At 53.5% G+C, this 23352-nt stretch carries 18 protein-coding genes; 17 read left to right on the forward strand and 1 reads right to left on the reverse strand.

The window, feature by feature from the left end:
• Positions 1-28: 28 nt before the first annotated feature.
• From R70723_RS08740 to mgrA, 3 genes are all read left to right on the forward strand, one after another.
• Positions 29-805, forward strand: a complete 777-nt coding sequence (locus R70723_RS08740) for an HAD family hydrolase (RefSeq protein ID WP_039871415.1) — start codon at positions 29-31, stop codon at positions 803-805.
• Between the two features lie 23 nt (positions 806-828).
• Positions 829-1566, forward strand: coding sequence for an NAD-dependent protein deacylase (locus R70723_RS08745; protein ID WP_047171074.1), 738 nt, complete (start codon positions 829-831; stop codon positions 1564-1566).
• Positions 1567-1662: 96 nt separating this feature from the next.
• Entirely contained in the window at positions 1663-2667 is a 1005-nt protein-coding gene (mgrA, locus tag R70723_RS08750) for an L-glyceraldehyde 3-phosphate reductase (protein ID WP_039871417.1), read from the forward strand.
• Positions 2668-3237: 570 nt separating this feature from the next.
• On the opposite strand, the gene R70723_RS08755 is transcribed toward mgrA, so the two are convergent.
• Positions 3238-4095, reverse strand: coding sequence for an AraC family transcriptional regulator (locus R70723_RS08755; RefSeq protein WP_039871418.1), 858 nt, complete (start codon positions 4093-4095; stop codon positions 3238-3240).
• A 234-nt stretch (positions 4096-4329) separates the two neighbouring features.
• Here R70723_RS08755 and R70723_RS08760 point away from each other — a divergent pair, with 234 nt between their 5' ends.
• The 14 genes from R70723_RS08760 to R70723_RS08825 all read left to right on the forward strand — a co-directional run bounded on the left by R70723_RS08760 (position 4330) and on the right by R70723_RS08825 (position 23119).
• Positions 4330-5508: a galactokinase gene (locus R70723_RS08760; protein WP_039871420.1), complete on the forward strand. Its 1179-nt coding sequence runs from the start codon at positions 4330-4332 to the stop codon at positions 5506-5508.
• A 1-nt stretch (position 5509) separates the two neighbouring features.
• A complete protein-coding gene (gene galE, locus R70723_RS08765) occupies positions 5510-6496 on the forward strand; it encodes a UDP-glucose 4-epimerase GalE (RefSeq protein ID WP_039871421.1) in 987 nt (328 codons plus the stop codon).
• A gap of 44 nt (positions 6497-6540) precedes the next feature.
• Positions 6541-8121, forward strand: a complete 1581-nt coding sequence (locus R70723_RS08770; protein WP_047171075.1) for a UDP-glucose--hexose-1-phosphate uridylyltransferase — start codon at positions 6541-6543, stop codon at positions 8119-8121.
• A gap of 157 nt (positions 8122-8278) precedes the next feature.
• Positions 8279-9442: an iron-containing alcohol dehydrogenase gene (locus R70723_RS08775; protein WP_039871426.1), complete on the forward strand. Its 1164-nt coding sequence runs from the start codon at positions 8279-8281 to the stop codon at positions 9440-9442.
• 227 nt (positions 9443-9669) lie between these two features.
• Positions 9670-10206, forward strand: a complete 537-nt coding sequence (locus tag R70723_RS08780; protein ID WP_039871428.1) for an NfeD family membrane protein — start codon at positions 9670-9672, stop codon at positions 10204-10206.
• On the forward strand, positions 10206-11747 hold the full coding sequence (locus R70723_RS08785; RefSeq protein ID WP_039871431.1) for a flotillin lipid rafts scaffold protein FloT: 1542 nt from the start codon (positions 10206-10208) through the stop codon (positions 11745-11747). Before R70723_RS08780 ends, R70723_RS08785 begins: the two co-directional genes overlap by 1 nt.
• A 145-nt stretch (positions 11748-11892) precedes the next feature.
• Positions 11893-12603 (forward strand): ABC transporter ATP-binding protein, encoded by a 711-nt coding sequence (locus R70723_RS08790; RefSeq protein ID WP_039871433.1) that lies wholly within the window; start codon positions 11893-11895, stop codon positions 12601-12603.
• Positions 12596-14212 (forward strand): hypothetical protein, encoded by a 1617-nt coding sequence (locus R70723_RS08795; protein WP_039871436.1) that lies wholly within the window; start codon positions 12596-12598, stop codon positions 14210-14212. The genes R70723_RS08790 and R70723_RS08795 overlap by 8 nt, the downstream gene beginning before the upstream one ends.
• A 133-nt stretch (positions 14213-14345) precedes the next feature.
• Positions 14346-15215, forward strand: a complete 870-nt coding sequence (glcT, locus tag R70723_RS08800; protein ID WP_039871438.1) for a glucose PTS transporter transcription antiterminator GlcT — start codon at positions 14346-14348, stop codon at positions 15213-15215.
• A 286-nt stretch (positions 15216-15501) separates the two neighbouring features.
• Positions 15502-17562 (forward strand): glucose-specific PTS transporter subunit IIBC, encoded by a 2061-nt coding sequence (gene ptsG / locus R70723_RS08805; RefSeq protein WP_039871439.1) that lies wholly within the window; start codon positions 15502-15504, stop codon positions 17560-17562.
• A 109-nt stretch (positions 17563-17671) separates the two neighbouring features.
• Positions 17672-17947 carry an HPr family phosphocarrier protein gene (locus R70723_RS08810; RefSeq protein ID WP_039871440.1) on the forward strand — a complete coding sequence of 92 codons (276 nt, stop codon included), beginning with the start codon at positions 17672-17674 and terminating at the stop codon, positions 17945-17947.
• A complete protein-coding gene (ptsP, locus tag R70723_RS08815) occupies positions 17940-19652 on the forward strand; it encodes a phosphoenolpyruvate--protein phosphotransferase (RefSeq protein WP_039871441.1) in 1713 nt (570 codons plus the stop codon). Before R70723_RS08810 ends, ptsP begins: the two co-directional genes overlap by 8 nt.
• A 425-nt stretch (positions 19653-20077) precedes the next feature.
• The gene (locus R70723_RS08820; protein ID WP_039871442.1) at positions 20078-21709 is read left to right on the forward strand and encodes a rhamnogalacturonan lyase B N-terminal domain-containing protein; all 1632 of its coding nucleotides are present in this window, start codon (positions 20078-20080) and stop codon (positions 21707-21709) included.
• A gap of 171 nt (positions 21710-21880) precedes the next feature.
• Positions 21881-23119 (forward strand): MFS transporter, encoded by a 1239-nt coding sequence (locus R70723_RS08825; RefSeq protein ID WP_231574850.1) that lies wholly within the window; start codon positions 21881-21883, stop codon positions 23117-23119.
• Positions 23120-23352: the final 233 nt, after the last annotated feature.

The raw sequence follows: 23352 nt of genomic DNA on the forward strand, positions 1-23352 counted from the left end.
TTCTATAGAAGCTGAGAGGAGTCGGATGATGCCGCTGCTGCATGTTAACAATCTGACCGTACCGTGCCAGAGCATACTGTTTGATAAGGACGGCACCTTGCTGGACCTGCTCGCCACCTGGGGCATCTGGGCAGAGCTGGTGCTGGAAGGGCTTGATAATCAGCTGGCGCTCATCGGTGACAGACGCCTGCCTGACATGTCCCGGGTGCTGGGGACCCGGCACAGTGCTGACGGCCGGCTTACCGGCTATGACCCGGCCGGGCCGCTGGCTATGGCAACTGCTGAAGAGACAACGGGCATATTGGCCTGGCATCTGTATGGGGCAGGGGTACCCTGGAATGAAGCGGTGTCCCGCGTTAATTCTATTGCCAAAGGGGCGATGGAGGAGCTGCGGGCGCGCCGTGCCGCAATTCCTCTGCCGGGCCTGCTGCCGTTCCTGCAGCAGTGTTCGGCCTTGAAGCTGAAGCTGGGCGTTGTGACCTCTGACGGCTCAAAGACAACCGGTGAGCAGCTGGAATGGATGGGCATCACCGGATATTTTGGGACGGTTGTCACAAGAGACCGTGTGCGGTTAGGCAAGCCTGCTCCGGAAATGGCTGAAACGGCCTGCCGCGAGCTTGGGGTGCTGCCGGAGAATACCATAATAATCGGTGACAGTAACGCCGATATGCAGCTGGGCAAAGGTGCAGGCCTGCGGCTGTCCGTCGGGATTTCACCTGAAGGAAGCTCCGGTCATCTGCTGGATGCCGATACGGTAATCACCGGCTACCATCAGCTTGTCGTTACAAATGGATTAATCTGCTGAAGGAAAGGATGCGTGTGAAGGCTATGGATCAAGTGCAGACACTGGTTTCCTGGATTAAGAACAGCGGTAATATCGTATTTTTTGGAGGAGCGGGAACCTCGACCGAAAGCGGGATTCCCGATTTTCGTTCCGCAGCGGGTCTCTATCAGACCGAGCATAATTCCCCGTACCCGCCTGAGGTCATGCTCAGCCGGCGTTTTTTCATGTCCTCTCCGGACATTTTTTTTGATTTCTACCGCAGCAAAATGCTGCATCCGGAAGCTGCTCCGAACGGCGCGCATCTGCTGCTTGCCGAGCTTGAGGGCCAGGGAAAGCTGAAGGCGGTAATCACCCAGAATATTGACGGGCTGCACCAGCAGGCTGGCAGCCGTGCCGTCTTTGAGCTGCACGGCTCGGTTCACCGCAATCACTGTATGGGCTGCGGCCGCTTTTACAGTCTGGAGGCCGTTACAGGTGCTGCTGACCGTGTTCCGTGCTGCGGGGATTGCGGCAGCATCATCAAACCGGACGTAGTGCTTTATGAAGAAGAGCTTGATCATGATGTGCTTGTGGGCTCTGTCGCGGCGATTGCCGCTGCCGATCTGCTGATTATCGGCGGTACCTCGCTGACTGTACAGCCTGCCGCGAGCCTCGTTACCTATTTTAACGGGCGCCATACCGTCCTGCTGAACGGGGAGCCGACTCCTTATGATCACAGGGCTGACCTGATTATTACGGACCGGATCGGAGAGGTCATGAACAGGGTGCTTGAGCAGCTGTAAAGCGTAATTCTGTTAAGCGGCAAGATTATAACGGCAGCGCCAGGTTTAAATTAGGGTAGTGAAGCAATTGAGGCTAGCGAGAGGCAGGGATCGGCAATGGTATATGTGGCTAGTGATGAACGGTATGAAGTGATGCAGTATAACCGCTCTGGCAGGTCCGGCCTAAAGCTTCCGGCAATTTCGCTGGGACTGTGGCATAACTTCGGCGGAATCAACACTTACGAGAACGGCCGGGAAATGATTACGCGCTCCTTTGATCTCGGTATTACCCATTTTGACCTGGCGAATAACTACGGCCCGCCTGCGGGCTCCGCTGAGGAGCTGTTCGGCAAGGTGCTGAGCCGTGAGCTTTCCGCGTACCGCGATGAGATGGTGATATCCACCAAGGCGGGATATTATATGTGGCCGGGGCCGTACGGTGACTGGGGTTCGCGGAAATATATGCTGTCGAGCCTGGATCAGAGCCTGAAGCGGCTCGGGCTTGAGTACGTGGATATTTTCTATTCCCACCGCCCGGACCCGGAGACGCCGCTCGAAGAGACAATGGGTGCGCTTGACCATGCCGTCCGCTCAGGCAAAGCGCTGTACGTCGGATTGTCCAACTATACGGCGGAGCAGACGGTGGAGGCGATCCGGATTCTGAACAAGCTGGGCACGCCGCTCCTGATTCATCAGCCGCGGTATTCGATGCTGGACCGCTGGATCGAAGGCGGGCTGCAGCAGGTGCTTGAGGAGAACGGGGTCGGCAGTATTGCCTTTACACCGCTGGCCCAGGGCTTGCTGAGCAGTAAATACCTCAACGGCATCCCTGAGGATTCGCGGGCAGCCGGCCCGTCTGCGGCGCTGGATGAGAACGGGATAACGCCTGAGGTGCAGCGCAAAATCCGTGCCCTCAACCAGCTGGCTGTCACACGCGGCCAAAGTCTGGCGCAGCTGGCGCTGCAGTGGACTTTGCGGGACGGCAAGGTGACCTCCGCCTTGATCGGTGCCAGCCGGATCAGCCAGATTGAGGAGAACATCGCCTGCCTGTCCCACCCGGAGTTCTCGCAGGAGGAGCTGGACCGGATCGAAACGATCCTGAAGACCGAGAGCGAGAGCTGATGTCTGATGTCTGATGTCTGATGCCTGATGTCTGAGGTTTGAGGCTTGACTGATGGCAGATGTCTGATGCCTGATGCCTGATACTGATGTATCATGCCTGCTGCCTGATGCTCGTTTGATTCTGGTGAGAAGCGGGTGTCCGGGGCATTAGATGGATTTTAGACACTTAATTTCGATGTTTTGGAGCTTTTCAGGTAATTAGGTGTAAAAGAGCATCTTAATTTTGGCCTATTAACACCTTATAAGGGTAAAACGCATAATTAAGTGGCTTTTTTCCAACTAAACTCTAAAACCTAAGAGTGTTATAAGAATTAGTTGTCTTTTTTCAACTTAATCTCCTCGTCCATTTGTTTCAGGCAAAGCAATACAACATGGACAGGACCCTAAAGCGCCATATGTGGTTTAGATATAGCAGCATAACCTGAACAGCCCGTTCCGCATGATGGAAACGGGCTATTGTTTTACATAAAGGTCTGGCTCTCAGACAAGTATAAGAAATAGTGCCACCTGCAGAGCCGGAACTTGTCAGGAGCAGGTAAGCGCAGGAGTCCGGCACACGGGCACGGCTGGCTATTTCTCCCCGGGTCTGGCTGTCGCCAGGCGGTAGGCGGTCGGGGACTGGGCACAGAAGCGCTTGAACTGGCGCGAGAAGTACAGCGCATCAGTCAGCCCAACCGAAGCAGCCACCTGCTCGACAGACAGCTCAGGGCGCTCGCGCAGCAGCTGGCGTGATTTCTCGATGCGCAGCTTAAGCAGGTAGGTAACCGGAGAGAGCCCTGTCTCCTGCTTGAAAATCCGTGACAGATAAGCGCGGTTGTAGCCAAGGCTGGCGCACATCTGCTCGATGGATACCGGATGGGCATATTGGGAAGCCATATAATGAATCATCTGCTTCACAGTACGCTTGACCTGGGATTCTGCCCCCGGCAGGCGGGAAGCGGAAAGATGGCGTTCTGTTGCTTCACCGATCACAAGATACAGGTAGCCGAGTGAGGTAAGATGGGCGCTGTCCTTGTTGGCATAAAAAGCCTGCATCATCCCTTCCAGGGCGGCAGGGATTACCGACCCCTCTGCCGTGGACAGCACCGGCTGCTGCGGCGCGAAGCCTGCCTGGAGCACGAGGCTGTCGGTGTCGGCTCCTGTGAAGGCAGCCCAGCGGTAACGCCAGGGCTGCTGTCGGTCTGAGACATAGCTGACAAGCTGCCCCGGATGGATCAGGAAGCAGTCGCCCGGCCCCAGCTCATATTTACGGTGCTCGGTTGTAAAGAGCCCGCAGCCGGATTCAATGAAGTGAAGCAGGTAGTAATCGTAGATTTTGGGGCCGGCCTGATGGACCGGCAGGGTCTGGCTTTCGCCGGCAAACAGCACATGCAGATTCTGCTTTTCGAAGTATACGGGATTTGATCCTACGGAATAAGTATGTTCCAAGCTGACAGATCCTTTCCTTGGCTTAACGCTGTCAATGCTCTGCACGCAGGGAGGCGGGTGCAGAAGCTGGGGTCCTGCCTGAACAAAGTATAACGCGTAAAGTCACATTTATCCATACATTACACACATGATTGCATTATCAGGGCAAGTCTGATTTTATTATAATGTAACCATAAAGAACGCAAGCAAGCTTCCAAAGACGCAGTGATACAACGAAAGGATGGAGTGGCATTTATGAGCATACAGGAACTTAACAGCAAATTTATCGAGAAGTACGGGGAGAGCACGGAGGAGGCGCGGGTATTCTACGCTCCGGGCCGTGTCAATCTGATCGGCGAGCATCTGGACTATAACGGCGGTTATGTATTCCCGGCAGCACTGGATTTCGGAACAACCCTGATCGTGCGTCCGCGCAGCGACAGCAAGGTGCAGTTCGCCTCCACGAATTTCCCGTATGAAGCTTCCATCGATAGCAGTGAAATCGGTAAAGCTAAAACCGGCGAATGGGTTGACTACCCTGTCGGCGTTCTGGTTGAGCTGGCGAAAAAGGATCTTCCGCTCTCCGGCGGCTATGACCTGCTGTTCCACGGTGAAATCCCGAACGGCTCCGGCCTTTCATCCTCCGCTTCCATTGAAGTAGTTACAGGCTATGCCTTCCTGTCCCTGCTGGGCGGAGATACCGATACGGTTGAAATTGCCCTCCTGTCCCAGCGTGCCGAGAACCAGTACGTCGGTGTAAACTCCGGGATTATGGACCAGTTCGCAGTAGCTAACGGCAAGCAGGATCATGCGATTCTCCTGATGTGTGACACGCTGGAATACAGCCTGGTTCCCTTTGCAACCGGAGCCTACAAGCTGGTAATCAGTAATACGAACAAAAAGAGAGGTCTTGTAGACTCCAAATATAACGAGCGCCGCAGCCAATGTGATGAAGCGCTGGCTATCCTGAAGAAGGAAGTGCCTTCCCTGTCGTATCTGGCAGAGATGAAGCCGGAGCAGTTCGAGCTTCACCAGGACAAAATCGCAGACGAAACCGTACGCCGCCGGGCCCGCCACGTTGTGGAAGAAAACCAGCGTGTGCTTGACTCTGTAGAAGTGCTGAAGAATAACGATCTGAAGCAGTTCGGACTGTTCATGAACGACTCCCACGTGTCACTGCGCGACCTGTACGAAGTAAGCTGCGAAGAGCTGGATGTGATGGTAGAGGAAGCGCAGCGCATTCCTGGTACACTCGGCTCCCGGATGACTGGTGCAGGCTTTGGCGGATGCACAGTATCTCTGGTTCACGAAGATGACGTGGAACGCTTCATCCGTGAAGTAGGCGAGGCTTACACTGCAAGAACCGGCCTGACCGGCGAATTCTATGTATGCGGCATCGGCAACGGTGTAGAAGAACTCAAAGGAGTGAACTAATATGGCAATCCTGGTAACAGGCGGAGCAGGTTATATCGGGTCCCACACGGTAGCAGAGCTGCTGGAACGCGGCGAGGAAGTTGTAGTCATTGACAATCTGCTGACAGGGCACCGCGAGGCGCTGCTGGGCGGCAAGCTGTATGAAGGCGATCTGCGTGACAAAGAGCTGCTGGCAAAGCTTTTCTCCGAGAACAAGATTGAAGCGGTTATCCACTTTGCTGCCAGCTCCCTCGTCGGCGAGAGCATGAAGGACCCTGTGAAATACTACGACAATAACGTGTATGGTACACAGTGCCTGCTGGAAGCCATGCAGCATGCAGGTGTGGACAAAATCGTCTTCTCCTCAACAGCTGCCACCTACGGCGAACCTGAGAAGGTGCCGATTGAGGAAAGCGACCGCACTGAGCCGGCGAATGTCTACGGTGAAACGAAGCTGACCATGGAGCGCATGATGGCCTGGTTTGACAAAGTGCTGGGCATCAAGTATGTAGCCCTCCGCTACTTCAATGCTGCAGGCGCACATGCCAGCGGTAAAATCGGTGAAGACCACCGTCCCGAGAGCCATCTCGTTCCGCTGGTGCTGCAGACCGCGCTTGGACAGCGCGAGAGCATCGCAGTCTTCGGAGATGACTACCCGACTGAGGACGGAACTTGCGTACGCGACTATATCCATGTCAGCGATCTGGCCGATGCCCACATCCGTGCAGTAACCTACCTGCGCAGCGGCAGTGCCAGCAATGTGTTCAACCTCGGAAACGGACTGGGCTTCTCGGTGAAGCAGGTTATTGAATCGGCCCGCAAGGTAACCGGCCGGGATATTCCGGTGGTTGTCCAGGAACGCCGCGCCGGTGACCCGGCAGTTCTGGTAGCTTCCTCAGCCAAAGCGCGCTCGGTGCTGGGCTGGAATCCGCAGAAGGCAGATATTGAAGAAATCATCCAGAGCGCCTGGAACTGGCATTCGGCCAATCCGCAGGGCTACGGAGAATAATACAGACCGGGCTTTTGCCGGAACCAGGAGAATGGAGAGTTAATATGTCTAATGATACTACTGCCGCTCCCGCTGCAGAGCAGGCGCTGTATGCCATCGAACAGCTGGTCCTGTTTGCCCAGCATCAGCAGCTGATCCAGCCGGCGGATGTGGATTACAGCCGAAATGAACTGCTGGACCAATTTGGCTTCAGTGAGCCCTATGCGGCGGAGTTCAGCGAAGCTCCGCTTGAAAGCCCGCAGTCTCCGCTTGATGTATTGATTGATTACGGCTTCACTATCGGCCTCATCCCTGAGAACACCGATACTTACCGTGACCTGCTGGATGCCAAGATCATGGGCCTGCTGATGGCACGTCCGTCAGAGGTCAATGCCGAATTCAACAGTATTGTAGAGAAGCAGGGGATTGCAGCTGCAACAGACCGCTTTTATAAGCTCAGCATTGATTCCAACTACATCCGGATGGACCGTGTCGCCAAGAATGTTTACTGGCTGCAGGATTCGCCGTACGGCGATATTGAAATGACGATCAACCTGTCCAAGCCGGAGAAAAGTCCGAAGGAAATCGCGATGGCCCGGCTGCTGCCGCCGCCGGTCTATCCGAAATGCCAGCTCTGCCGTGAGAATGTCGGCTATGCCGGCCGGGTCAACCACCCGCCGCGCCAGAACCTGCGCATTATTCCGCTTGAGCTGAACAAAGAGAAGTGGTTCTTCCAGTACTCGCCTTACGTGTACTATAACGAGCACTGCATTGTGTTCCATCACGATCATGTGCCGATGAAGCTGACGAAGGATACGCTGAAGCGGCTGCTCTCTTTTGTTGAATCGTTCCCGCATTATTTCATCGGCTCTAATGCCGATCTGCCGATTGTCGGCGGGTCCATTCTGACCCACGACCATTTCCAGGGCGGGCGCCATACGTTCCCGATCCAGAAAGCGCCTAAGGAGGACAGCTACAATCATCCTGCTTATCCAGGCGTTAGCCTGAGCATCGTGAAGTGGCCGATGTCCGTGCTGCGCCTCAGCGGGAATGACCCGGCCGTGCTGCTGGAATGCGGAAATGCGCTGTACGAGGCCTGGAAGGGCTACAGCGATCCTGAAGCTGATGTCCTGGCATTCAGCGACGTTGAAGGCGTGCAGACACCGCATAACACCGTTACGCCAATCGTGCGCCGTTCCGAGAACGGCGGCTTCGAAATGGATCTGGTGCTGCGCAACAACCGGACCAGTGAGGAGTATCCGGAAGGGATCTTCCATCCGCACCGTGAGATGCATCACATCAAGAAGGAGAACATCGGCCTGATTGAGGTTATGGGTCTGGCCATTCTTCCGGGACGCCTGAAGGAAGAGCTTGATGCGGTAGCCGGTATCCTGGCCGGAGATAAAGCATTGCTTGAGGCGGTCAAGACAGAGGAAGGGCACGCACTGGCGCTGCACGCCTTCTGGATTGATGAGCTGACGGAACGCTTCGGCACAGGGCTTACCCGTGAAGAGGCGGTTAAGACCGTCCAGAACGAGGTGGGCATCAAGTTCACACATATTCTGGAGCATGCCGGAGTGTACAAACGGACGCCGGAAGGCCAGGCGGCCTTCCGCCGGTTCGTCCAGAGCTTTGGCGCACAATAAATACAAGCTTACCGGAATGTCCCCGCCTCAATGGCGCGGGACATTTCTTTTTTTCTTACGGTAAGGGAAATGCTTCCAGTGACGATTTGTAAGCGGCCCGCCGGAGGTCTATAATATAATCCGCATCGTATTTTTGAATTAATGGAGGTTAAGACATATGCGCAAGTTTGAATTTTATAATCCGACCAAACTGATTTTTGGACAGGGCACGCTGCAGGCTCTGCAAACGGAAGTGCCAAAGTACGGCAAGAATGTCCTGCTGATGTACGGGGGCGGCAGCATCAAGCGCAGCGGTCTTTATGATAATGTACTCGCTGAGCTGAGTGCAGCCGGAGCTGTTGTTACCGAGCTGGCCGGGGTAGAGCCTAATCCGCGCTTGTCGACGGTACATAAAGGCGTGGAGCTGTGCCGTGAGCATAATATTGAGCTTATTCTGGCTGTCGGCGGAGGAAGTGTGCTGGACTGTGCCAAAGCTGTAGCTGTAGGGGCAAAGTACGACGGGGATATGTGGGATTTCGTAGAGCGCAAGGCGGCTCCGCAGGGTGCCCTTCCGCTCGGTACAGTGCTGACTATGGCGGCAACAGGCTCAGAGATGAACAACGGCTCGGTAATCACCAACGAAGTTACCAAGGAAAAAATGGGCTGGGGCAGTGTTCACGCTTACCCGGTATTCTCCATTCTTGATCCGGTGAACACCTTCTCCCTGCCGCGCGACCAGACGGTATACGGGATGGTGGACATCATGTCCCATACCCTTGAGCATTACTTCCACACTGACACCAACACGCCGCTGCAGGACGGCTTCTGTGAAGCGCTGCTGCGCACAGTCATCGAAGCGGCGCCTAAGCTGATCGAGGATCTGGAGAATTATGAGCTGCGGGAGACGATCATGTACTGCGGTACGATGGCGCTGAACGGCATGGTCAGCATGGGCTTCGCGGGTGACTGGGCTACGCACAATATCGAGCATGCTGTATCCGCAGTTTATGACATCCCGCATGGCGGCGGTCTGGCGATTCTGTTCCCGCAGTGGATGAAATATAACCTCAGCGTAAGTCCGGCCCGCTTCCGCCAGCTTGCCGTGAATGTATTCGGAGTAGACGCCGCCGGCAAAACCGATGAGGAAGCCGGCCTTGAAGGCATTGAGGCGTTGCGCAGCTTCTGGGATTCCATTGGTGCTCCGAAGACGCTTGCCGATTATGACATCGACGACAGCGAAATCGGCAGCATGGCCGACAAGGCGGTCCGCTTCGGGCCGTTCGGCAACTTCCGCAAGCTGCAGCGTGAGGATGTTGTAGAGATTTACAAGATGTCGCTCTAATCAGAGCGGAATTGAATAAACGTTGAAAAGGGTACGCAGGCCATTATGAATAATTATGGCCTGCGTGCCCTTTTTCTGTGCGGTTTTAAAAAGACCTGTCCGGCATTGAACGCACGCTTGCTGGAGACATTAATGAGATAAAAACCCAGCTTTGTGAAACCAAGGACATGGTTTGTGCGTTTATAGTAGTATGACAGTCCGTAATTACAAGACGGGAGGAGAAAATTATGCAAACGCTATACTTGGGCTGTTTGGCGCTGGGCGTAATTTTTGCGGCAGTTAGTGTACTGTTCGGGGATCTGATCGGAAATGCCCTGGACGGGGTGTTTGATCTTGTTTCATTTGATTTTCTGAATCCTACAGTACTGGCGGGAGGCATCACTGTTTTTGGAGGAGCAGGCGTTCTGCTGACACGCTACAGCGGGCTGGAAGACGGTGCAATTCTTGCCTTGTCTCTGCTGATAGCGGCTTTTATGGCGGTGCTTATGTTCCTTGCAGTGATTAAGCCTATGGACAAAAGCGATGTGTCCACCGGCTTCTCCATGCGGGATCTGCCCGGCAGAATCGGAGAAATTACCGTTCCTGTTCCTGCGGTGGGCTATGGCGAGGTTATGGTGAAGTTCGGTGCAGGCAACAGCCTGCATACGGCGGCCAGCTTCGAGCAGCTTCCGCTGCCGGCAGGCAGCAAGGTGGTTGTGGTCGATGTGAAGGATGGCGTAGCAATGGTTACTGAATTCGAAGAGAGAAAAGGAGCGGGTGTGTAATGTTTAATTTAGCTGATTATGATTTCTTGTTGATTCCTATTGTAGTTGTTGCTGTGCTGTTTGTACTGGCAATTGCCTTCTGGGCACGGTACAAGACTGTCGGACCTGATGAAGGCATGATCGTTACCGGGTCGTTCCTCGGCAAAAATCATATTTCCGATGACGGCTCCGGCCGTAAAATCAAAATCGTCCGCGGCGGCGGTGCCTTTATTCTTCCTGTATTCCAGAAGGCCGAGTTCATGTCGCTGCTCTCCCATAAACTCGATGTAACCACACCGGAAGTGTACACGGAGCAAGGGGTTCCTGTTATTGCAGACGGTGTGGCAATTATCAAGGTGGGCAGCTCGACTGAGGATGTGGCGACGGCCGCCGAGCAGTTCATGGGCAAGCCGATTGATGCGCTCAAGAGCGAAGCCCAGGAAGTGCTGGAGGGCCATTTGCGGGCCATTCTCGGCTCGATGACTGTTGAAGAGGTGTACCGTAACCGTGACCGTTTTGCCCAGGAGGTTCAGGGGGTCGCGGCGCGGGACTTGAAGAAGATGGGGCTGCAGATTGTATCCTTCACGATTAAGGATGTACGCGATAAGCACGGGTACCTTGAAGCATTGGGTAAACCACGGATTGCCGCAGTTAAACGGGATGCGGAGATTGCTGAAGCTGAAGCAGTGCGGGATGCCCGGATTCAAAAAGCAAGCGCCGAGGAGCAGGGGCAGAAGGCCGAGCTGCTGCGTGATACGAACATCGCCGAAGCGTCCAAGGACAATCAGCTGAAGGTTGCCGCGTTTAAGCGCGACCAGGATACAGCGAAGGCGGAAGCCGATCAGGCGTATCACATCCAGGAGGCCCGTGCTAAGCAGACTGTGGTTGAAGAGCAGATGAAGGTTGAACTCGTCCGCAAGGAGCGTGAAATCGACCTCCAGGCCAAAGAGATTCAGGTCCGTGAAAAGCAGTATGATGCAGAAGTGAAGAAGAAGGCGGAAGCTGACCGTTATGCTGTAGAGCAGGCGGCAGAGGCGGATAAGGCAAAACGCATGCGTGAGGCGGATGCCCTGCAGTACAGTATTGAGAAGCAGGCGCAGGCGACCTCGGAGCAGAAGCGGCTTGAGGGCCAGGCGATGGCCGATGCCGAGCTGGCCAAAGGTAAAGCGGAAGCCGAAGTTATCCGGGCACGCGGTCTTGCTGAAGCGGAGGCCAAGGAGAAGCTGGCTGAGGCCTTCCAGAAGTTCGGAGAAGCGGCGGTGCTCGACATTATCGTCAAGATGCTGCCAGAGCTGGCCGGCAAGATTGCAGAGCCGATCTCGGCTATCGACAAGCTTACGGTTGTGGATACCGGCAACGGCGAAGGCGCGGCACGGGTTAGTAATTATGTAACCCAGCTGATGGCTACCGCTCCAGAAATGCTGAAGAGCGTCTCAGGCATTGATGTCGAAGGGCTGATCAAGGGGTTGACCCAGAAGTCTGTACCGGCATCTGCAGTCAGCACCGTTCAGGCTGTGCCGCACATTCCGGCAGCAGGCAAAGAGCATAAGGACCAGGAATAAGTATAGGCAACCGCTATAAAGACTGTACAGATTTTCCGGCTTGACCGCTCACAAATTAGCACGTCTTCTATTCCAGGCAGACGTGCTGATTTTTTTTGCCCGGGCCGGGAACCTTCTGACAGTATATTGACTGGGGGAGAAGAGAATGGAGCTCATACTGGACAACATCAGGAAAAGCTACAACGATAAACAGGTGCTGAAGGGCGTTGATTTCACCTTCGAGCAAGGCAAAATATACGGCCTGCTGGGGCGTAACGGAGCCGGTAAGACCTCGCTGTTCAACTGCCTGAGCGGGGAGACCCCGATGGACAGCGGCGGAGCGTTCCTGCGGCGCAACGAGATCAGTCTGCCGCTTGGCGGGCATGAGATCGGTTATGTTTTCTCCCTGCCGATTCTGCCGGAATTTCTGACAGGCTATGAATTTGTGAAATTCTATATGGATATCAACCGGGACAAAATCCAGCCTGGCCGGACCATCGAGGACTATTTTGATATCATTTCGTTTGAGGAGGAGGACCGCCACCGGCTGATCAAGGGCTATTCCCACGGCATGAAGAACAAGATCCAGATGCTCTGCTTTATCATTACCAGGCCGCCGCTTATTCTGCTGGACGAGCCGTTAACCTCGTTTGATGTCGTTGTGGCGCTTGAGATCAAGAAGCTGCTGCGGGAGATGAAGCAGGATCATATCATTATTTTCTCCACCCATATTCTGCAGCTTGCCGCCGACCTGTGCGATGAGCTCGTTATCCTGAACAACGGAATGCTGCAGGAAATCCCTGCAGACCTGCTGCACAGCCCGGAATTTGAGGAGAAGGTCATTGCGCTGCTGAAGGACGGCAAAGACCATGCTTAGTACACTGAAGGCCATTATGGAAATCCGCGGTGTATCCGGGGCTAACCGGCTGATCTATTATTTCCGGAGCATACCTGTGCTGGGCAAAACCATGAAGGACAGTGTCTATTCCAACTGGGCACTCAAAAAGACCTTTACGGTCATTGCGCTTATACTGAGAATTCTGTTTGCTTTTGCAACCCGGTTTGCCTATCTTGGGCTTATCGTTTATCTGCCTGTATCATTAGCTGCAGGTGATCTTTCCCTGAAGGAGCAATATGATATCTACCTTCACATTCTGGTGCTGCTCAGCTTCATAGTCAGTGCAGTATCAAATGCAGTTATTCTGGAGCCGAAGCGCGACAAATATATCTGCGTCAAGCTGATGCGGATGCCGGCCGATAAGTATATGCATGCCACACTCGCGCTCAGGGGAGTGAGCTTCTTTATCTATTTTGTGCCGGCCATGCTGGTGTTTGGCGCCGCATTCGAGGCTCCGCTCTGGCACGGAATCCTGCTGGCGCTGCTGCTGACACTCTGGCGTACAGCCGCCGAAGCGCTGCATCTGCTTGTTTTTGACCGTAAAGAAGTCGTGGTAGTCAAGCAAAATGCGCTGGTCTGGTCGGTCATTGGAATCGGATATGTGCTTGCATTCCTGCCGCTTTATACAGGCGGCGCCCTGCTGGACATGGACGCTGTACTGATGAGTCTGCCCGCGGTTCTGGCTGTGCTGCTGCCGGGTGTAATTGCGGTTATTTATATAGCCAGGTATCCGCGGTACCGCAATGCAGTTGATGCCGTAACCAAAATCGATGACCCGCTGCTTGACATGAGCCGGATGATGAAGGAAGCCAACCAAAAGCAGGTGGAGACCAAGGAGCAGGACATCTCCGCAGAGCAGCTTCGGCCCGAGCGGTTTGCCGGGAAGAGCGGCTATGCCTACCTGAACGCTATTTTCTTCAGCCGGCACAGGCGGCTGCTGGTTCAGCCCATTCAGCGGCGGCTTGCAATTATCGGCGGATTGTCCGCTGCGGGACTGCTGCTGCAGCTTACGGCGCCTGAGCTGTTTGCGCAGCTGGTGCAGTACCTGATGGTTGGCCTGCCGGTATTTGTCATTGTTATGAATTTTACATCCATCGGGGAGCTGGTCTGCAAGGCTATGTTCTTCAACTGTGACCTCAGTCTGCTGCGTTACGGATTCTACCGCGAAAGGTCGGCGATTCTCAGCAATTTCCGTGTCCGTCTGCTTCGCCTCAGCGGTCTTAATCTGATTCCGGCTGCGGCAATCTGTCTGGCGGTGAATCTGCTGATTTTCCTGTCCGGTGAGAGCTGGAGTGCGGCCGATGCGCTTATTTTCAGCGGAGCCGTGCTGGGATTGTCCCTGTTTTTCTCGGTGCACCATATATTCATGTATTATATTTTTCAGCCGTACAGCACCGAACTGAATATGCGGAATCCGTTTTTCACTATAGTTAACAGCATTGTTATGGGGGTGGCGGTGATCGCCCTGCAATTCAAGGGGGCTCCCGGGCAGTTTGCCCTGTTTGTTCTTCTTGCAGCTGCAGCTTATACGCTTATCGCCCTGATACTGGTCTACCGTTATTCCCACAGAACCTTCCGGGTCAAATAAACCCTGCTGCGGGCACCCTTCTAATAACCTCATGTTGATGTTATGATGGTAGCTCAAGTATAATAACACATGCTGCTATGATTAACTGGCTGCTTTGAAGAAACAGGTATTCAGATTAAAAGAGGTGTCGGAATTGGGCAGCATAACTGTGGGCAAGGTACTTAATAATAATGTCATTATTGCCCAGCATCCCCAATATGCCGAGGTAGTCGTAATCGGCAAGGGGATCGGGTATAACCGTAAAAGCCGTGATCAAATTTCGCTGTCCTCTGTGGAGAAAATGTTTATTCTCCGAAGCCAGGAGGAGCAGGAGCAATATAAGCAGCTCGTCCCGCAGGTGGATGAGAAGCTGATTGAGGTTGTCCAGGAAATTGTTCTGCATATTATGCAGAGCAGCAACCAGCCGTTGAACGAGCATATCCATATTGCTTTAACCGACCATATTTCCTTCGCCATCCGGCGGAGCGACCAGAATATCGCTATTCATAACCCTTTTCTCTATGAGACAAAAGAGATCTATCCCGAGGAATACAGGCTCGCTGAGTATGCGGTCAGACGGATCAATGAGACGATGGCTGTGACGCTGCCGCCCGATGAGATCGGTTTCGTAGCCCTGCATATTGTCAGTGCGCTCAGCAACAGGCACATCTCTGAGGTCAGGGAGCATTCCCTGCTGATCGGGGATCTGGTGGCGATTGTTGAGGATAATCTGGATTACCGGATTCCCCGGGATTCCCTGGATTATTCGCGGCTTGTGACACATCTGCGGTTCGTTCTGGAGCGGCTGCGGCGCGGGGAAACGGTACGGGAGACCTCCTCGCTGGATGATCTCATGAAACGGGAATATCCGGAGATGTATTCGCTGTCCTGGAAGCTGACCAAGATTATTGAGCAGCGGGTCCGCATTCCGGTATATCCGGCCGAGGTGAGCTATCTGACTATTCATCTGCAAAGGCTTGCCCAGAAAAAAGAGGATGAGGCGGACATGGAGCAGGAACGCTAATCCGGCAGAATCATTGTCTGATGACGCATAAAATTCCGGCACTCCAAAATGAGGCTTGCTTTCTTGGATTATCGGTGCTACAATGATCCCTGTTATGAAAGACCAACAGAATACCAACGTGTAACTGATACGATCAGGCATGAGTGATTTACAGTATTTTTGGTTGTAATCCCCTAGCTCGGGGTAATCTAACTTTAGTGTTGGATTGACAACCAGTATGCTGTATTGCTCATGCCTTTTTTGGCGTTTTGTTTGGGGAAAATTATATTAAGGAAGTGGCCCCCTGATGTTTAAAAAGTTGTTCGGTGTTTTACAACGGGTAGGTAAAGCGCTTATGCTTCCGGTAGCGATTCTGCCTGCGGCAGGTCTGCTGCTCGGAATCGGCAACATGCTGGTCAATCCTGACTTCCTGCAATATGTTCCTGCGCTTGAAAATGATGTGGTTCAAGCCATTGCCAATGTATTGATGAATTCGGGACAAATTGTATTTAATAACCTGGCCTTGCTCTTTGCGGTCGGAGTAGCCATCGGGCTGGCCGGCGGTGAAGGGGTAGCCGGACTTGCAGCCATTATCGGCTTCCTGGTCATGAATGTGACGATGGGAACCGTGCTTGGCATTAACGATTGGGTGCTCAGCAAGCAGGACTTCGCCTATGCAAGCGTACTGGGGATTCCAACCCTGCAGACCGGTGTGTTCGGCGGTATACTAGTCGGGATACTGGCGGCATCCATGTACCAGCGGTTCTTCCGCATAGAGCTGCCGTCATACCTGGGCTTCTTTGCAGGTAAGCGGTTTGTGCCGATTATGACGGCTGTCACTTCGCTGATTCTCGGTCTTGCACTGACGGTCATCTGGCCGCCGATCCAGCACGGACTGAACTATGTATCACAGAGTATGATCAATACGAATCTGACGCTGTCGGCCTTTATCTTCGGGACGATTGAGCGCTCGCTGATACCATTCGGCCTGCACCATATTTTCTACTCGCCGTTCTGGTACGAATTCGGAAGCTACATTGACAAGGCTGGAGATCTGGTCCGCGGGGATCAGCGGATCTTTATGCAGCAGCTGCGTGACGGTGTGGAATTTACAGCCGGAACATTTACAACCGGTAAATATCCGTTTATGATGTTTGGATTGCCTGCAGCAGCACTTGCGATTTATCATGAAGCCAGACCAGAGAACAGAAAGATTGTCGGAAGCCTTATGATTTCCGCAGCGCTCACCTCTTTCCTTACAGGGATTACCGAGCCGCTGGAGTTCTCCTTCCTGTTCGTTGCCCCGTTGCTGTTCGCAGTGCACGCGGTATTCGCCGGCCTGTCCTTCATGACTATGCACATCCTGGATGTTAAGATCGGGATGACCTTCTCCGGCGGCTTTATCGACTACGTTCTGTTCGGTATCATTCCTAACCGTACAGCGTGGTGGCTGGTCATTCCGGTAGGTCTTGCAATTGCAGTAATCTATTACTTCGGATTCCGGTTTGTAATCCGCAAGTTTAACCTGAAAACTCCGGGCCGCGAGGATGCATCAGACGACGATGCGGAGGGTACAGGTGCAGAAGCTGTTTCCACAAGCGGCGACGATCTTCCGCGTAACATTCTGGCGGCGCTTGGCGGAAGAGAGAACATCACTCACCTGGATGCCTGCATTACGCGTCTGCGGGTTGAGGTTAAAGATAAAGCAGGCGTGGATAAGAACCGCCTGAAGAAGCTTGGCGCCTCCGGGGTGCTTGAGGTCGGAAACAACGTACAGGCAATTTTCGGAACACGTTCCGACACCATCAAATCGCAGATTCAGGATGTCATGAACGGCAGAACCCCTGTTGCTGCCCCGGCTGCTCCGCAGCCTGAGCTTGAGAAGCAGGCGGGAGAAGAAGGAACGGCAATAGTGGCCGAGGATATTGTATCCCCGGTCAACGGTGAGCTGCTTGATATCACGCAGGTGCCTGATGCCGTCTTCTCGCAGAAGATGACCGGCGACGGCTTCGCCTTCCTGTCTGCTGACGGAAAGATTGCTTCACCGGTCTACGGTAAAGTGTTCAATGTATTCCCGAGCAAGCATGCCATCGGCATCATGTCTGACGGCGGCAAGGAAGTGCTTGTGCACATCGGGGTAAATACAGTGAAGCTGAAGGGCCAGGGCTTTACAGTGCTTGTTGAGGAAGGCGATCTGGTAGCAGCCGGACAGCCGATTATGGAAGTGGATCTGGAGTACGTCAAGGCTAATGCGCCTTCCGTTATTTCACCGGTCATTTTCTCCAACCTGCCTGAAGGCTCAACAGTAACCCTGAAGAAGCCGGGCAAGGTTGCCATTGGCGACAAGGACATCATCACCATCCAGTAAAATGTGCAATGGCGCAGCGCATCCATTATAATCTAGTGGAGGCGCTGCCCTCACATATATATAAGCAACATACAACCATACCAAATAACAGAAAGCGAGTTGGATTATTATGCAAAAAACTTTCAAAATTGTTGACGAAGACGGAATTCACGCACGTCCAGCAACTGCACTGGTAAATACAGCTACAAAATTTAAGGGTACGGAAGCTTTTGCAGAAGCAAAAGGCAAAAAAGTAACCTTGAAGTCCATCCTTGGCGTATTGTCCCTGGGTCTTGAAGCAGGCGACACGCTGACCCTGATCACTGAAGGCGGCGAAGAAGCGGAAGCGCTGAGCGCACTGCAGGATGTAATGATCAAAGAAGGGCTGGGAGAAATTAATGAGTAAAATTTCAGGAATCGCGGCTTCAGCAGGTATTGCCGTAGCCCGTGCATTTATCCTGGAACATCCGGATTATACTATTACCAAGACTGCTGTAAGCGATGTGGAAGCTGAGCTGGCTAAATTGCAGGACGCGCTGGATAAATCCAAAGGCGAGCTGCAGGCCATCAAGGAGCGTACGCTTGCTGAGCTGGGCGAGAAAAAAGCTGAGATTTTTGAATCCCACCTGCTGATTCTAGAAGATCCTGAGCTTATCAGCCCGGTAATGGATAAAATCCGTGAAGAAGCGGTTAATGCAGACTATGCTCTAAATGAAGTTGCGTCCCAATTTGTATCGATGTTCGAGAACATGAAGAGCGCCTACCTGCAGGAACGGGCTGCCGATATGCGCGATGTAACAAAGCGCGTGCTGAACCACCTGCTGGGCATCCACTACATCAGCCCTGCTGAGATCAGTGAAGAGGTTATCGTAATTGCACAGGATCTGACACCTTCGGATACTGCACAGCTGAACCGGAACTTCGTTAAAGGCTTTACCACAAATATCGGCGGACGTACCTCGCACTCGGCCATTATGGCCCGTTCCCTGGAAATTCCGGCGGTTGTCGGCACCAAAAACGTGCTGTCCCTGGTTAAAGCAGGCGATCTGGTGATCATTGACGGTTTGAGCGGCGATGTACTGATCAACCCTAGCGAAGCTGAAGTGGCAGAGTACAAAACAAAGCAGGAAGCGTACGATCTGCAAATCGCCGAGTGGAAAAAGCTCCGTGATGAAGCGACCGTATCTGCTGACGGCAAGCATGTCGAGCTGGCTGCCAACATTGGTACGCCGAACGATGTGGCAGGCGTTATTGAGAACGGCGGCGAAGGCGTAGGCCTGTACCGTACTGAATTCCTTTATATGGGCCGCGACAAGCTGCCTTCTGAGGAAGTACAGTACAATGCATACCGCACCGTGCTTGAGAACATGAAAGGCAAGCCGGTTGTTGTCCGGACGCTTGATATCGGCGGCGACAAGGAGCTTCCATACCTGGATCTGCCTAAGGAAATGAACCCGTTCCTCGGCTTCCGGGCGATCCGTCTCTGTCTGGACCGTCAGGATATCTTCCGCACACAGCTGCGTGCCCTGCTCAGAGCAAGCGCCCACGGCGATCTGCGGATCATGTTCCCGATGATCGCTACCCTTGGTGAATTCCGTGCTGCCCGCGACCTCCTGCTTGAGGAAAAAGCGAAGCTGCGTGAAGAAGGCAAGGAAGTGTCCGATAACATCCAGCTCGGTATTATGGTGGAGATTCCTTCTACTGCGGTGCTGGCTGACCAGTTCGCAAAGGAAGTTGATTTCTTCAGCATCGGAACAAATGACCTTATTCAATATACAATGGCTGCCGACCGTATGAATGAGCAGGTGTCCTACCTGTATCAGCCGTACAATCCGGCAATTCTGCGTCTGGTCAAAATCGTGATCGACGCGGCACACGCTGAAGGCAAATGGACAGGGATGTGCGGTGAAATGGCCGGTGACTCCACCGCGATTCCGCTGCTGCTCGGCCTGGGCCTTGATGAATTCAGCATGAGCGCCACTTCTATCCTGCCGGCACGCAGCCAGATTTCCAAGCTGTCTGCTGCTGAAATGAAGGAAATGGCGGCTAAAGCGCTGCAGCTCGGTACTGCTGAGGAAGTAGCTGCACTTGTGCAGAGCAGCGTGAAGTAATTCTTTTTAAGCTTAAGCAAGTTCCGTTTTGGCAAGTTCACTTTTCCAACTACTTTATGCCGGTCTCCTGAGAAGGGGCCGGTTTTTTTATTATAGAAGTAGGGATAAAGAGGAGAAAGTGTGAACTTTTTTAGATAACTATAAATTTAATATCTGAATAATGTTGCCTAAAAGTGTAATTATATGGTACCTTACAAGTGGAAATGCTTGCCTTCAAAAATGAACTAAAAACGTTAGAAGGGAGGCTAGTAAAGATAAATTATTAATATTTCCTTTGGATTCCTCATATGCCCACCTCACTGAAACGCTGCCCCTGAACTGAATTTCATTACCAGCAAGCCGGATATTTATTTTAAGGAATACTAAATGATATTTATTTGTTGAGCTTAGTGAAAGCGCATTCATACTATTGGGAGGGCTTATCTGTGAAAGTACGCTTAGTCCGCAAAGTAATCGGTATTGTTATGGCAGTTGCCTTATTTGCCGCCGCGGTTCTTATTCCTGCACCCAAGGGGTATGCGGCGTCAATTTACGTAACGGATAACGGTGCTTCGCTTGTGGTGAACACAGGGGCGGGGCTCGTCTATACAGTCAATAAGGACAACGGCGATATTACTTCCTGCAAGCTGAATGGTACAGAGCTGAGCAGTTCGGGCGGCAAAGGCTCGCATATTGCCTCCGGCCTCGGCTCTGCAGCCAATGTCACCTGGAGCACATCGCCGTCGGGATCGACGCTGCTTATAACAGTGTCCACCGACACGCTAACGCACTATTATTCCTCCCGCGGCGGTGACAATACAATCTATATGGCGACCTATGTAACCGCTGAGCCGTCTGTGGGGGAATTGCGGTATATTTTCCGGGGGAACGGCAATGTACTGACCGGTGTTCCGGCCAATTCGAGCAACCGGGGCTCCACAGGGGCGATTGAGAGCTCGGATGTGTACGGTTACTCCAACGGTCATACCACTTCGAAATATTACGGCAATGATCAGGCAAAAAACTTGACAGTCCGCGGGGTTACGGGCAGCGGCGTCGGTGTATTTATGGCTTACGGCAACCGCGAGAAAAGCTCCGGCGGTCCCTTCTTCCGCGATATCCAGTTCCAAAGCGGCGGTGACACGGAGGTCTATAATTATATGAACTCCGGACATGCCCAGACTGAAAGCTGGCGGATGGGTCTTCATGGTCCGTATGCGCTTATCTTTACGACCGGAGGAACGCCGGGCGTGCCGGATTTCAGCTGGATGTCCGGGCTCAATTTACAGGGCTGGGTGCCGAGCCGCGGCAATGTGGTGCTGAACGGGCTGTCCGGCATGGACTCCGGCAGTGTCTACACGATCGGCTTTGCGAATAGTACTGCACAATACTGGACCTCGACAACCTCTACCGGCTCCGCTGTCAAATCCGGTCTGATTCCCGGAACCTACACCATGACGGTATACAAGGGTGAGCTGGATGTGTATACGGAGAATGTGACGGTAAATGCAGGCGCAACGACAACACTGAATACTAGGACTATTACGGGTGATCCCTCCGCCGCCTCCGCCATTTGGCGGATAGGGAACTGGGATGGTACTCCCTGGGAGCTGCTGAACGGGCAGACGATTCCGATCCGCCATCCTTCCGACAGCCGCAATCCGAGCTGGGGACCCGTTACGTATGCGGTAGGCAGCGCCACAAATAATTTCCCGGCAGTGCAGTTCCGGGCGCAGAATTCGCCGACTAAAATCACCTTCAGCTTGAATTCCGCGCAGGCTGCATCTGCTCATATCCTCAACATCGGCATTACAGCAGCCTACAATAAGGGACGCCCCAGTGTAACTATAAATGGAAATGCCTTAAGCAATCCTGCCGCGTCATCGCAGCCGGATTCGCGAAGCTTCACCATCGGTACTTACAGAGGCAACAATACCACCTTCTCCTGGAGCATACCGTCCTCCTATCTGGTATCTGGCACCAACACATTGTCCATAACACCGATCAGCGGATCCAGCGATCTGGGCCCATGGCTGAGCGCCGGATGGGTTTATGACTGCGTTGAGCTGTTAAATTAAGCCGGACACGGGACTACCTTGCTGTTATAGAGGCAGATCAACCAGCTGCCGGCTCTCCCGCTTGCTCTTTGGAGCGGAGAGCCGGTATTTTGTTTTTGCGCAAGCCCGGAGCAGCAGAAGCCGGCCGCCTTTTTTATACTTAAAGCACATTCTAAAAAAGGCGGATATAGTGTGCGAAAATTACAGGCTTCTGGGGTCTATCTTTTAATGATGTTCATGACGGCTTTTGCGGGCAGCACCATATTCACCACCTACAGTATTTACTATGTGACTGTGCTTGAACTCCGGCCGTTTGAGCTGCTGCTGATTGGAACGGTGCTGGAAATCACTGTGCTGGTCTTTGAGGGAATTACCGGTGCTGTTGCCGATCTGTACAGCCGCAGGCTGTCGGTCGTTATAGGGATGACGGTCATGGGCTGCGGCTTTCTGCTGGAAGGGAGCATTATCTGGTTTACAGGACAGGGACCGGCTGTACCGGCAGTGGTATGGGTTATGGCTGCCCAGCTGCTGTTCGGTCTCGGCTGGACCTTTGTCAGCGGTGCTGATACTGCCTGGATTATGGATGAGCTGGGGAAGGAGAAGGCCGGGTCAATCTTCATGAAGGCGGAAAAAGCTTCCCTCGCCGCATCTCTGCTCGGTGCCGGAACAAGCGTGGGCTTGTCGCTTGCAGCTCCAAATCTGCCTTACCTTGCCGGTGGCGCGGTGTATCTCCTGCTGGGAGCCGGCCTGGTCTTCCTGATGAAGGAGACAGGATTTGTGCGGCAGGAACGGGCAGCCGGCTCACCGCTTAAGGCGTGGGCGCGTACCTGGCACAGCGGGGCCAGCATTATTGCCGGGAGCCCGCTGCTGCTTATGCTTGTTGTGGTCAGCCTGTTCGGCGGTGCAGCTTCTGAGGGCTATGACCGGCTGTGGCAGATTCATTTAATAGAAGGAATCGGTTTTCCTGACGGCTTTGTACCAATGGCGGTATGGTTCGGCATCATCAGCGCCCTTTCAACGCTGCTGGCAATACCAGCCGTACATATAGCTGAACGCAGAATAGATATGCAAAAGGAGAAGCTGCTCACCGCAGTCCTGATGGTGCTGACAATGGTCAGAATAGGAGCGGTCCTTCTGCTTGCACTGGCTCCCGGCTTCTATACGGCCCTGGCCGCAGTGCTGCTGCTGGCAGTTGCGGATGCTGTAAGCGGGCCGGTCCATAAGACCTGGCTCAATATGCATCTTGGAAGCAGCACCCGGGCGACGGTGCTCTCCATGATCAGTCAGGCTGATGCCCTTGGACAGACAGCCGGCGGTCCGGCTGTCGGATATATAGGCAGCCGGTTTTCCATCCGGGCGTCCCTGCTGGCAGCTGCTCTGCTCCTGCTCCCGGTTGCCGGCTTATTCGGCAGACTGCTGCGCAGACGGTAGAAAGGCTGCTTATACAGGTAATAAGAATGCTCCGAGATCCCGCTTTGCCGGGTTCGGGGCTTTTCTGCTTTGCCCTGGCTCATGCGGTTACATCATTTGACAGTGGCGTTCTGCCAGATTACGCTCTATACTTCCGGTAAAGCGGCTGCTCTCTTATTTTTTAGCTTAAATGAATGACTTAAATTGTCGATATATGTAATGTAGGATGCAGAATAGGCTGCTGGACCCAAACC

This window comes from Paenibacillus sp. FSL R7-0273 (assembly GCF_000758625.1).
Classification (GTDB): domain Bacteria; phylum Bacillota; class Bacilli; order Paenibacillales; family Paenibacillaceae; genus Paenibacillus_AQ.